The sequence below is a fragment of the Pseudomonas sp. UBA6699 genome (genome assembly GCF_002454615.1).
Taxonomy (GTDB): domain Bacteria; phylum Pseudomonadota; class Gammaproteobacteria; order Pseudomonadales; family Pseudomonadaceae; genus Aquipseudomonas; species Aquipseudomonas juntendi.
On sequence record NZ_DKJF01000017.1, the window covers coordinates 36,800 to 49,653 of the forward strand.

The following is a 12,854-nucleotide window of genomic DNA, read 5'->3' on the forward strand; positions in this document are numbered from 1 at the left end:
ATGCCTGCCACCAGTAAGCGCTTATAGAAGTAGCATCTTTACCCATCCGCTACTCAGCCCGGGCGCCGAGTTTAACGGGTGCCAGAATGATCCGATCCAGCCACGTCCAGCCTTTATACCCATCCCCTCGCCCACGCAAATGGGTATACCGCCGCAGCGAGTTCCAATCACGGTGACCAGATACGCTTGAGACCCTCGGTATGTCCCAGTCCATTTCAAACAACCGCCTCACCCCTTCGTGACGCAAGTCGTGGAAATGCAGATCTACTATCCCTTTCATCTTGCATGCCTTCGACCAGGCTGTGCCGATTGAATCCGTGTTGTACGGGAATATCTCACGACACGCTCTGGGCATGCTCTGCACGATGATCCACGCTTCATCCGGCAAGTAACACCAGACATCATTGCCGATCTTCTGACCGGGGTTTTTCATGTCCCGCACCTTCACTGCCTGCCGGTGCTCATCGATATCTTCCCACCGTATGCGTGTGATCTCATCCATTCGGCGGGTCGAAAAAATCGCGAACGCCACTACCTTGGGCATGTGGATGACGCTTGGACGCCGCTGCAACGCCTCGAAGAAGTGCTCCATCACCTTATCGATCTCATCCAGCGTAGGACGCCGATCCCGCTCTCGACTGCTCAGGTTGTAGCCGAACTTCTTCAGCACGAGGCGCGCATCTGGCATTGCTTGCGCGTCAATCTCATACCCCCACGCCGCCCTGGCCAGGGACAGCACCGACCCCAGGTGCGCCAGGTCATTGCCGGCCGTCTGCGGTTTAATGCCTCCACCTTCAGGACTCATGCGCCAGAGCGCGTAATCCACCAGCACCTGCTGGGTGAGGTCGGAATCAACCTTCTCGCCCAAGTAGCTGTTCTTGATCGCATTCAACGTTCGCCGCTTCGTCTCACCCAGCGGCCGGGCTTTCTCGGCTTCGACCAGGTAGCGCTCGATCATGTCCTTGACCGTGTGCCCGTTGCGGCTGGCCCGCTCGATAGCGCCAGGTACCGCCAATTCGGTCTCCCGTCGCTTCGCCCAGGCTTGAGCGGCCTGCTTGCGGGCGAATGTCTGGGCTTCTTGATAAACTAAGACACCTTTTTTCTTAAGGCGGATCTGGACGGTGTAGCTGACCGTCCCATCGGCCTTTTTCCTTGCTCTGATCGTTGCCATGATTTTCGGTGGTACAAGCGTGATTGGCGGTGGTACATCGTTCCACTGTCACACCAAAAACGCCCAAAAACGGCACAAAAATGCGTAGACCAGAATGCCTCTAGAATCAGCCTCAAAGCCACAAACCACGCGCCCTGAGTCGTCACGCCGCTTCAGCGTTGCCCCCATGATGGATCGTGTCGATTAATTGGGTCAGCCCTTATTCCATAAGGCCTGTAGGCATGCTTCGTTTTTGCTGTAGCAAAAATTAAGCAAGGAAGACGGGATAGCCACCTAAGTGGCTATTTTTTGGGCAGGGAAAAGGTGGCACTCCGGAATGGCACTGCCGGGGTTTCTCATTACTGTGCATTTGCAGGAATGGACAGGCGTGCCGAGTGGACACGCCAACCCATGGCAAATAGCTTCAGCTGGTGACTTTCACCTTCACGGTCGTGATGTAGATGTTCTTGGCGCCAGGGTATCCGTTGCCCACCCGGTAGTTGCCTGCCGAGTAACTGAGGCCGATCTGGCTTGCGCCGGCAGGGCCTGCAACGAAGTTGGCATCGCCCGCGATCTTGGTCACGTTGCCGCCGGTAGCGAAGAACACCCCGCCCGTGCCGTCCGTGTCATCTGCCAGCATGATCAGGCCGGCGCCAGCAGGCAAGATCAGCGTGCCGCCACCGGCAATCGGGTTGGCGCCCTTCGATGCCCCGTCAAAGTCCCAGTCTGTTGCAGGCTTCGCGTATGACTTCACGGCGCCCGAATCCGGGATGTTGTTGCCCGTCTGCCGGTATGGTCCTGTGGCGCCGTCGTACAGGCCGCCAAGCGGGTTCCCCGAAAGGTTGTTCGAGTTGACGATGAAATCCTGGCCGGCGCCGTTGTTGATAACGATCCCCCACTGCCCGTTGGCGCCGAACTCGCCGGACGGCCCGCTGATGATGCCGATGATCTTGAACTTGCTCACGTTGGCCGCGACCGCCACGCCGCTGCTGGCGTTGGCAGAGTAGGACCCGCCGATCACCGACACATTGTTGGCGCCCACGTTGATGAAGAGCCCATTGAGCAGGTTGTTCGACACGGTGCAGTTGACGATATCCGCCTGGGCGATGGTGCCCGTGGAGCCGCCAAGCAGGATCCCGCCCTGGTTGTGGGTGCAGCACCACACATCGGTGACCTTCATCAGGTCGATGCGGCCGGTACCGGTGGGCTGCGCGTAGATGCCGTAGCCCGTGGCCGAGTCAAGGAAGCAGTTCTCAATGTAGAGCGCCTGCACGCGTTGCCCGCTCGATGGCGTGATGATCACGTCAGTACCGCACCAGCCCGTATTCACTGCCCGCAACGTCACGTCGCCAGCCTGGCGGATGTTGGCGCCCGCGGTCGACTGGTTGTTGGACGCCTGGCCATGCAGGTAGCAGCTGTCAAATACCACGTCAGCCGAAACGTTCTGCACATCAATGTGGAAGTTCGAGTGGTTGGCGCTGACCATGTTACTGACGTGCGTTGTCTGCGACGGCGCGCCAGTGATCCCGATGCCGTTGTAGCCATTGGTCAGGATGATCTGATCGATGATGTTGTTGTACGAGCCCACCAGGTTGATCAGGTAGCCAGAGGTCTTGGTTACCGAGCTCAAGATCTCCACGCCATTTAGCGTCATGCCACCGTTGAACTGGCCGCTGGTGACGGATACGCGCAGCACGTCGCCAGCAGCAAAGGTACAGTCGATGGCAGACGCGCCAAGCGTGCCGGTGATCGAGATAGCGCTGGTGACGTTCAGCGTGCCGCTGGTCTTGTGCTTGCGGTCAAGGCGCATCTCTGCGCCGGTAGCCTGGCAGAAGTCAATGCAGCGCTGTAGCGCCAGCTTATCGTCAGCGTTCCCGCCCAGCGCCCCAAACATCATTGGCGTGGCGTACGAGCGGCCAACGCTGGCATCGCCCACGCTCACCCAGGCATTAGGGCCAAGACCGCCAGAGGTAGCCGGCGACATGTTAGCCGCCACCACCTTGGGGAATCCGCCGCGCCAGGCGTAGAAGTTGCCGTCGCCACCACGGTCAGCAGACCACAGCAGAACCTCGTCATTGGCCGCCAAGGTCGCGCCAAAGAAAAAGTCCGTGCGCTTCTTGTAGATCGGTTTCTCGAAGTCCGCTGTCTTGTGCGAGCCGCGAGTCAGTTTTGTCAATGCCATAAAACCATCCTCACTTTGTAACCTGTCGATTGAAAACAACTCGCGAACCAGACGCGGAAGCTGCTGTCAGGCTTGCTGTTAGCGTAAGGGAGGTTCCACTGATTGCGCTTACGGTCGTCCAGTGGGTATCCCGGTTATCCATGTTCACGCCCACACGATCACCAATGGCAACTCCAGTGCCCGCCGCTATTGTCAGGGCCGTTGCGCCTGACGCTGCCGCTGCGGTAAGGGTTGTTTCGAATGCAAACGTGCATATATAAAAACTCGCGCCGGTATTTAGTGTGACTTCGTGACCAACTGGAACATAGCCAGAAGTAGGGGCAGTAGTTACGACCGTCTTAAGAGTTCGCTGTTGATAGGCTGCTGACTGATACTGGGAGCCATGCGCATATGAAGCGAATATTTTTAAGCGCCTCGCCAGTGCGTTAGCTGTTTGTGAGCTTGAGACTCGAATCGCAACCCTCATGTACGCCGCCCCGCCGTCCAGTGCGGATTGCAGAACAGTTGCATAAGAAAATGGCTGGCCAGCACTAGTGCTTATCTGGTTTCCGGAAACGGTTGTAATGGCGTTACCAGTAATCCAGCTGGCAGACGCATTGATAGGAACGAGATTTTTGTCGTAAAACTCAAGAAGCGGCCGGTATAAAACAGTGTCTCCTGGGTCGGCTCCGCCATACAAGAAGTAGAAGAACAGGTTATTTTCGATGGGCAGCATATCCGAATAACACATAGGCTGATTGCCGCCAGACCCGCCGACGCGCTGTAGATGCGGCTGCCTTGAGCTAAGCTCCCCTGACCTGTTGCCCACCAGGGGATCGCTAATATCGGCAGATGCCACGCAAGCCGTATTCCTGCATTCCCCGAAGTCGTCATAGACCACGTTTGCAACGCCAAGATCAACGATACTTCCAGACACGATAGAGCTAGGGGTATCATCGTTGCCCGGATCCCAGCTGTTCATTAGCCTGTTGTTGGCCGTCTCGACCCCGAAGATGATCGTTGTGGGGCCAGCTTCAAAGCGGAGGTTATAGAACCTGTTTTTGTTACCGGCCTGCATGTTGAATGTGGCGGAATTCTCCAGCGTCAGTCCGTAGAACCTGTTGTGATTGTGTCGATAAGACCCGCCCATATAGAACTCAAAGCAGCGGCTCACATAGAACATGTTTTCGTTGATCCACTGGACGCTACTGCCAATGCCGCCGCTAGTATCTCCACCAGCGTTTGCTGGGTCGGTATCAAGTGACAGCTTATCCCACTGACCGCCCTTGAATTGGGAATAGGCAATACTCCCATCTGTTGACAGCGTTGTTGATGCGTACACCTGAAGGTGCGTAGTTCGTCCTATCTCAAAAAACCCTCCCTTTGTCCCTGCTACTCGAATGCAAGGTGTGTCGCGTGTGCCATCCTGACGTAAGCAAGTTCCTATTTCCTGGCGCGGAGCCCATCCAAGAGACGAACTTCCGCCAATGATAAAGCCTATTTGATCCGGTGTTCTCAAAGTGAATTGTGCGTTTCCGAGATCAAGGCCAACATTTCGTGCCGTGACTGTGGTCAGAAGGCTAAAGCTTCCAGATGTCGACACATGGATACCAAGTGATTTTGCCGCGTTCACTGCGGATTGAATCGCAGGCGCGCCGTCAGACGTAGAGCCGCTAACAAGGCCGTACCATTTGGGATCGACAAAGGAACCAAGGAGGCGCCGCCATACCCTGCCGCCAACATCTACAATTGTGACCCCTCCGTCATCGGTCAAAGATGACAGAGGATCTAGGTAAAAGAATCCTTCAATGCCAGCCTTTGTAATGTGAACTACCTGAGATGGACCGGTGTAAGCGCGCAAGGCCGCGTAGTCGTACAGGTCAAAAGCGTTCTCAGTTGGCGGGGTTGGAACCACGCTCTGCCCAAGGATTGCGTACACCTCGGTATCTGCCGGAATCGCTTCGGCCAGCACGATCTGGTTGGCCACGACCGCGAAGGCCTTGCCGTATGGCTGCGCGATGCCGTTCAGATACAGCGTGGCGCTGGCGAATGTGAAGCCAGGCGTAAGGGTCTGCGTGCTCTGCGTGGTGGTGGTGGACCATGGGAACGCGTAGTTCGTGCCTGGCAGGCCGGCGCTCAGGGCATCAATACGCACGTCCTGGGCGTTGTTCTGATCGTCCACGTATTTCTTGTTCGTGGCGTCGCCTGGAATGGTCGGCGCACCAAGGTTTTTGATCTGCCGCCCCTGGGCGTCGTAGTAGTTTTTCCCCCATGGCCGAAGCAACGCCCTCGACGCGAGCGCGATGCCCTGCTGAACCAACATTGTCAGCCGGTCAAAAACAAACTCATGAGTCTCGGCTAGAAAGCGCCCCTGGTTGCGCAGATCCGTTGGCTGTACCGGGATCATCACCCGGGAGATCGTCAGTGATCCCCCTGGCGTTGCCAGCACGCTGGCGGCGTAGGCCGAGGTCAGCGTGCCACCGTTCTGGGTGCCAGCGCCCGAAAGCGTGTACTGGGTGCCAAGCACCAGCGTTTCAGCGTTGCCGACCTGGTCGACCAACACTGCCTGAATGTCGGAGTCCTGCAGGAACCGATAGGGAATCGGGAAGGCTGGGCCGCCCGAAATGTATTCAACGACGCTTTCGGTAGTCGAGACGGTCAATTTTGAGTACTCCAGAAATGCGAAAGCCCCGCACTTGGCGGGGCTCTCTTGGGTCGATCTGCTGGGTTAGGTAAACTGCATCTACGTCTTCCTCATGGGGCTATACATGGGGTGGAAACAAAAACCCCCGGCACGTTGCGAGCGTCCGGGGGTTTTGCATTGGGCATGAAAAAACCCGCCGGAGCGGGTTTCTTGAATTAGAACGGATTAGCCACCAGGACGTGAATCGGCAGAGCGACCACCGCAGCGAGAACCATCTTTAGCAGTGTCATAACTGTGATCACAGTTCCCCGCCTGCGCCATTGAGGCAAACATACCCAGCAACATAACAGCAATAAGCTTTTTCATGATGATCATCCATGGGCGCCGAGAGTGGCGCACCGAAAATTTACCCTAAATTTTGATGTCAAGGTGATAGCCATTCATCCAATCGCCCATGCAGGAACGGAGATATCACCGTGCAATTCCAAGCGGATCCTGGTAGCTCTGAGATGGCCGGACAAGGAACTCTTGGCCGTTCTGCTGCCGGATGCGTTCTTCGGTTCGGCGCAAAGAGCCTGGGTTCATGGCCTCCTGTACCGAATAAAGGAACAGGTGATCGAGAGCGATTCGGGTGTAGAACAGGTTCATGAAAGGGGTGTTGTTTTGGGCTAGGCGCAGCGCAGATGCGGCCGTGTCATCCCCTTCTTTCGCCCTCGCCCACAGGTTGATCAGATCGGCAGCAGTGCCAAATGCTGGCCCCGCAGCTGACTCCAGCGCGGTATTACCGAACCGGTTGGCCTCGCCGAACAGGTAGTCGCCGAAGATGCCCAGGCCACCGCCCTGCACCATGGCCGCCAGCCAGGTCTTTGGGTCATCTGCTGGACGCGGCTCGCGTCCCTTGGTCACATCCTTGGAAGCCATGGACAGGTATCCGAAGGCCGTTGTCCACAAGATCAACTGGGCCAAGGCCAAGCGCTCTCCGTTGCCGTTGCGTAAAGCCTGAACCAGGTCACGGCCACCACGGAAGCTGTTGCCCAGGGCAGTCGGCGTGTAGCCCCTACCATATAGTTCGCGGCCCAGCGTCTTCTGCATGTAGGCCGCCGGGAAGCTCTTGAACTGGGTAACGAAGCGCAGCAGGTCGCCGGGAACGGTGCCGGGTTGAGTGCCCTGGTTCATGATCGATCGGGTTCGCGCGTCCGGCTCCAGCACGGCATAGGTAACCCGGTCATTGACGTAGGCGCGCAGGCTGCGCTCCAAGTCCTGCCGGGTTTCTCGGATTGCGCCGGCCGATACTGGGCGGTTGCGCTCTGCCAGGTACTGGCCGATGCGTTCATCGCTGATGCCTGGGATGCCATCAGGGGTCATATAATCCCGGCCATCAGCCATGCGAGTGTCCATTTCGCGCAGTAGATCCCACTTGCCTGCGTCTAGGTCGTACAGGCCCAGGGCGCGTTTGAAATCTCCATTCAGCGATCCCCAAGCCTTGCCTTTGTTCTGCGCCAAGTTGTGCGCCATCATCAGGCCGGCGCTGGCCTTGTTGGCGTCGGTCCACCACGAAAGGCCATTGAGCCGAAAGAACTGGCTCATGCCGCGGGACATCTTGCCGCCGACAGAGTCATCGGCAGAGAAGCGGCGCATGATCTCGCCACGCATGGAGTCGGCGTACACGCCATAGGCCGACAGGATCTGGCGCTGCTCAGCGCTTCCCCTGCCCTTCATCAAGCCCGCGCCCATCTCTGCCAGACTGCCAAGGAAGCTCTGGCCCTGGTACCGCATTTCGCTGGCTGCAACCGGCAGATCGGTGAAGCTGGAAAGAAGCGCGCCCCCGAGCTTCGACAGCGACTGCCAAGCCCGGACGTTTGCCGCTACGCGAGCCTGGGTGGCGTTGCCTGGGATGCGCGTCTGTCCGCTGATCTCCTTGAAGCGGTTGTCGATAACGCCACGTCGGGCGGTGTTGAAGTTGGCCAAGGCGGCTGGGTCGCCACCGGCGCGCACATCTTCCTTGATTACGTCCATGGCCATGTTCAGGTTGGCCTCAGGGTTGGTTCCTAGACGGCGCATCAGTGCGGTGTTCTGCCCTGACAGATCAAGGCCGCGCAGCACAGCCTCCCGCAGGTTTCCGGTGCCAAACAGCTGGTTGTACTCGTGCCAGGCCACGCCATCCTTGAAGTGCAGCACGCGCTCCTGGCTCAGCTTCTTGGCCAGGTTGGCCGGGCCACGGAAGCCGTTAGGCTGCTGGCCGGTTGGTGACTTTAGATGGTCGCCGGCCACGAGGCCATCGTAGACCCCCTTGAGGAATACCATGGGATCACCGCCTTCGCGGAACGTTGCCGGGTCCAGGCGTGGCAGGATCTCTTCTGCCCACCGCTCGAAACCCGCGGCGCCCATCTTCTCGCTGTCATGGCTCTGGCGTGCGATGTAGCCGGGAAGCTTGCCGATGCTGGCGCCGGCTCGGTTGGCGTCAATGCGGGCGCCTTCCTGGTACTTCTGGATGATCTGGGCGATCTCGACCACTTGTGGGTTCAGGTCTTTGGTGTCCTGATCCTTGCCGATGCGCCATAGAGCGTCGGCGATATCTTGGTCGGAGTCGCCCCGGACAAGCACGGCGGTCAGGTCGGCACGGTCCAAGTCGGCCAGCATTCCGCCGATATAGGCATCCCCTAGGGCCTTTTGCTCGGCAGCCACGGACAGCCGGGAACCCTGGCGCGCCAAGTTGGTACCGACCAGGAACGACTCGACGCCAAGGTCTGGACGGTCGGCGAACTGATCGCGGACGAAGGCCACCAGCCTTGCACGGGCTCGCACGTTGATCAGCGCGTTTCGCCGCTCAATGATGGCGGCATGTTCTGCCTGCCTTGCCAGCTCGTCAGCAGCACGGAGGTAGGCCTGCTCGCTGCCCAACGCGCCTTCGCGCGCCATGATCTCTTGAGCTCTCCCGCGCAGCAGCTGGAAGATTTCCTGAATCTCGTTCGATTCCATGTCGCCGGCGGCAGCGCGAACCGCGTCGGCGCACGGGCTGATTCCCGATGGAAGTGCCATCAACCTCTCCCCAGTTCACAGATGGCCGCGGCTCGGTAGGCCTTGGCGTATTGTTGGGCCTTCGCGGATTCGGCATCGGCTGCCGCCATTTCGTCTCGGCCCAGGGCCTCAACCTGGGCGCGCTGATCCTCGGGCAACTGCTCAAGCATCTCGCGGGCCATGGCTTCGTCTTCGGCCAGTGCCGCCCGGGCATCTTCCAGATCGTCGGCAGCTTGCCCCTGCCCGTCCAAGCGCCTGCTTTCGGCCTGGCCCTCGGGGTCGACGCGCCTGGTCTGAGGGCGCTTGAGGTACTCCAGCGCGCTGGCGGCCTTGGCCGGTTCATCAAGCTCGAACAGTTTGGCAACGTCGATATCACGACCGGTCATGGCCTGGGCCACAGCGGTGCGCAGGGCATTGTCACGGATAGTCCAGTCTGCGCCCTCGGCGGTTTCCCGAGCGGTGCGGATGGCCGCACCCAGCGGGCGCTGCTGGTAGCCCTGCATGATCTGCCTGGCTCTGGCCTGAATCTGGGGCTGCAGACGCTCCGGCACCTGTCCGCGCTCGATCAAGCCCAAATCCCGGCGATCCAGTTCGCCAGCCCGATTGCGCTCCAGCATCGTGTCGATCTCGCTGGTGCGGGTGCGAATCTGCTGTCGCTCTGTTGCGATGGCATCACGGGCAGCGCGCTCAGCCTGCTTTCTGCTCAAGCGCTGCGCCTGAAAAGCCTTGGCACGGTCGCGGTAGCTCGCGTCCAGCGCCATGTCCTGCGCGACCAAGCCAACGCGTTCGGCCTTGAGGTCAGCCACGTTGCCGACCCGCTCGCCGGTCAGAGACGGCCTGATCTCGTCCAGGGCCTGCTGCTCTGCTGATCGATACAGCGATGCCTGGTCGGCTTCCAACTGCCGGGAAAGTCCAGCGCGCAGGGCAAGGTCAGGGTCTTCATCGAACATCCGGCCCAGGTCGATAGCGCGGCCGGTCTCTGCAGGGCGCGCTGCTGAGCCAGCATTCAGCGATGTTTCAACGGTTACCCCCTCTGTGGCCAGCCGACGGCGCAGCGCATCACTTACCGCGCCACCAAACGAGTGCAGCCCTCCGCCCAGCACGCCGCCCAAGGCGATGTTGGCCAGCGAATCGGATAGTCCATATTCGGTCTGGTCCTGCTGGGCGGCCAGCAGCGGCAGCGGCTCAAGTATCGCTGCACCCACAGAGCCTTCCAGCGCACCAACGCCGCCACGCACGCCGGCACGACCAAGCGGCGAAGTAGCGCCGGCCAGTAGCCTGGCATAGCGCGCTTCGCCCACCACCGGCACAAAGGCCGAAGCGATGTTGAGCGGATCCAGCAACGAAGCCGCCAGGCTGCCGGCGATCTTGGTGGGCAGCGAGCCTCCATTCGCGCGGGCCATGATCTGCTGACGCGCCAGCTGCTCCTGGTGGCGCTGAATCAAGATGTCCAGTGCGCCTTGGCGAATCCCCTGATCAGGGATCTTGATATCGAGACCAGCGCCTGCAACTTGATCACGCGCCTGCTCGGCGCCGATCAACGGGGTTTCAGGCTCAAGCCGTCCAGCATTCGGGGCCAAATAGGATTCCGGGCCCATGACGACTGCGCGCCCCTGATCCTGCTGGTTAAGTTCTTCGAGGCGGAAAGCCGATGTGCTGGGGTTGGTTGAGAAAGCTTCATCGAATGCGGCACCGAAGACATCGCCACTATCAGCAGGGACGTCCAGCAGAGTGCGGCGGTCGAGCGCCGGTGCATCGCCAGCATAGATAGTCAATTGTTGATCCCCAGGCCGCGTACTCGACCGATGCGTGAGGCATCGCTTTCCTGGCGCTTCAGGCCCTCGGCTGTAAGTTCATCCCAGGTCCGTGTGATTGGCTTGCCATCCTTACCCAGCAGGCGATACCCGTTAAGGGTCAGGCTCAGGCCGCTCTCGTCGTTGTTTGGCACCCACTGGCCGCCATCAACGACCGCCTCGCGCAGCTGCTCAAGGTTCACATCGGCGGGCACCCCGCGCAGCCCAGGCAACATGGCTAAGTCATCAGCACTGATGTTTGCCAATGCCTGATCGGCGCCTCGCTTCACGGCTGCAGTGTCCAGACTCTTTGGCACGCGATAGGTGTCAAAGAAGTCGTACTTGTCGTTCACCATGCCGTTCACCACGCGCTCTGCCGCCTTTTCCGGCGTCATGCCCTGGCGCACGTAGGACAAAGCCGCCTTGTTGGCCGCCTCGTACATGGTGTTGAAGGTGTTGATTCCGCCGGCCTGGCCCTGCAAAGACTGGGCGAACGGATTCATAGCGCTCTGCACGGCGGTTGCCACATTCGTCGCGACACCTTTGTCCAGCCCCTTTTTCAGGTCTGCTTCGGTGACGTTGGCCACTGAGGCCATGCGCTCGGCTACATCCTTCGGGAGCCCGGTAGCGATCACCTGAGCCTCGGGTGGCAGCTTCTTGCCCAACTGCTGGGCAATGAGCGGGAAGTTGGCGCCCCACTGAGCCTGCTGTTGCTCGATCAGCGTGGCGGCATTTTCACCGCCGGCCACCTGGCTGTTGAAGCCGGCGGCGATCTGGTCGGCTGCAGCGGCTGGCAGCAACTTCGGGGACTGAACGCCAAGGCGGCGCTGCTCTGCAATGGTTGCATCGGCATAGGCCTGATAGGCCTCGGGCGTGCCTGCCTGCTGTGCAGCATTGAACGACTCCTGCACGGTAGGGCTGTATCTCGCGACATAAGCTGCCGGGTCATCCTGCTGCTGTTTCATCAGCCCGGTCGCGACGGTGGCCAGGCGTCGATACAGTTGGTCATCTTCGGCAAAGCCAGCACCCGCGCTTCCGCCTTGGGCGGGCTGGAACTTGGCCAGGATCTGCTGGCGTTCTTGCGGCGTTGCCGTGGCGAACTCGCGGATTGCCGGGGCCACGGCCTGAACCTTGGCAAATGAATCGTAGGCCTGGCCGCCCTTGTCGCCATAGGCCGCGTTGAAGTCCGCACGGGACGGTGGGTTTTCGAATTCAAAGCCCTGCAGGTACGCCGCCTGGGCATCCTGCACGCGGGATTGCAGCTCGACCCGGGCAATGGCCTGCAACTGCCGGGCCTCCACTTGCCGCTGACGGGCTTCGGCCTCAAGGCGCCGAAAACCCTGGTCGATACTATTGGTTGCCCGAATCTGATCCTCGGCAGTCATGCCATCCTTGAACTGCTCGTACAGGCCGCGGGCCTTCTGCGGAGAGTCGACCAGCGTCCGCTGGATCACCGCTTGCGACAGGCTGCTGTTCATTCGCTGGCGCTGAGCCTGCATTTCCTCTGGTGACCAGCCGTTGCGAGCCCCGCGCAGTTGCAGGACTGCATCCATCTTTGCCCGGTTCTGCGCCACTGCCTCGGGGTCGCTGTAGTTCAGCGCCGCGCTGTCCATGGCCAGCTGAATGGATGACTTGTCTACGTCATCCTTGTACCGCTGCTGCTCGCCAAACTCGTAGCTTCCAAGCTTCGCCTCAAGGTTCGAGCGGCGCTGCAGGGTCGACTGGCGGAACATTTGGCGCTGCTGCTCATTGGCCAATTTGTCGTAAATGGCCTGCTGCTGCTTGTCGAAGTCACCCAGAACGGTCTGGCTGATGTTGAGGGCTGCCGACCCTTTCCTGGTAAATGCGCCGTTCTCGGGGTTGAACAGAGCATTGTTTTGCCAAGCGCCCATCTGGTTGTCAGCGTTGAGCAAGGCGGTCTGGTTCGCCTCCTGCACCTCGCGCTGGTGAATGTCGGCCAGATCGCCAGCCAAGCTGGACAGGCCCCGTGCCAATCCAGAAGCATCGACAGATGCCTGGGCCACACGCGGAGCGCCTGTGACCTCGGGGCCCACCCGGCGCTGGTATTGCGGAATTCTTGCAGCCATG

General features: G+C 60.0%; 7 protein-coding genes. All 7 read right to left on the reverse strand.

Going from position 1 to position 12,854, the window contains the following annotated elements; all coding sequences use genetic code 11:
* Positions 1-49 precede the first annotated feature (49 nt).
* Positions 50-1,171 carry a site-specific integrase gene (locus B3361_RS02730; RefSeq protein ID WP_054904175.1) on the reverse strand — a complete coding sequence of 374 codons (1,122 nt, stop codon included), beginning with the start codon at positions 1,169-1,171 and terminating at the stop codon, positions 50-52.
* Between the two features lie 403 nt (positions 1,172-1,574).
* A complete protein-coding gene (locus B3361_RS02735) occupies positions 1,575-3,371 on the reverse strand; it encodes a hypothetical protein (RefSeq protein ID WP_280073750.1) in 1,797 nt (598 codons plus the stop codon).
* Complete coding sequence (locus B3361_RS02740) at positions 3,343-5,973, reverse strand: hypothetical protein (protein WP_286920068.1); 2,631 nt, start codon at positions 5,971-5,973, stop codon at positions 3,343-3,345. The genes B3361_RS02735 and B3361_RS02740 overlap by 29 nt, the downstream gene beginning before the upstream one ends.
* 207 nt (positions 5,974-6,180) lie before the next feature.
* Complete coding sequence (locus tag B3361_RS02745) at positions 6,181-6,321, reverse strand: hypothetical protein (RefSeq protein ID WP_198748511.1); 141 nt, start codon at positions 6,319-6,321, stop codon at positions 6,181-6,183.
* A gap of 105 nt (positions 6,322-6,426) precedes the next feature.
* A complete protein-coding gene (locus tag B3361_RS02750) occupies positions 6,427-8,994 on the reverse strand; it encodes a hypothetical protein (RefSeq protein WP_198748510.1) in 2,568 nt (855 codons plus the stop codon).
* The gene (locus B3361_RS02755) at positions 8,994-10,553 is read right to left on the reverse strand and encodes a hypothetical protein (protein WP_286762292.1); all 1,560 of its coding nucleotides are present in this window, start codon (positions 10,551-10,553) and stop codon (positions 8,994-8,996) included. The genes B3361_RS02750 and B3361_RS02755 overlap by 1 nt, the downstream gene beginning before the upstream one ends.
* A gap of 191 nt (positions 10,554-10,744) precedes the next feature.
* Entirely contained in the window at positions 10,745-12,853 is a 2,109-nt protein-coding gene (locus B3361_RS02760) for a hypothetical protein (RefSeq protein ID WP_198748509.1), read from the reverse strand.
* Position 12,854: the final 1 nt, after the last annotated feature.

Excerpts from the sequence above, each read along its gene's own strand:
- B3361_RS02730 (WP_054904175.1), bottom strand. The coding sequence starts at position 1,171 with ATGGCAACGATCAGAGCAAGGAAAAAGGCCGATGGGACGGTCAGCTAC.
- B3361_RS02745 (WP_198748511.1), bottom strand. The coding sequence starts at position 6,321 with ATGAAAAAGCTTATTGCTGTTATGTTGCTGGGTATGTTTGCCTCAATG.
- B3361_RS02750 (WP_198748510.1), bottom strand. The coding sequence starts at position 8,994 with ATGGCACTTCCATCGGGAATCAGCCCGTGCGCCGACGCGGTTCGCGCT.
- B3361_RS02760 (WP_198748509.1), bottom strand. The coding sequence starts at position 12,853 with ATGGCTGCAAGAATTCCGCAATACCAGCGCCGGGTGGGCCCCGAGGTC.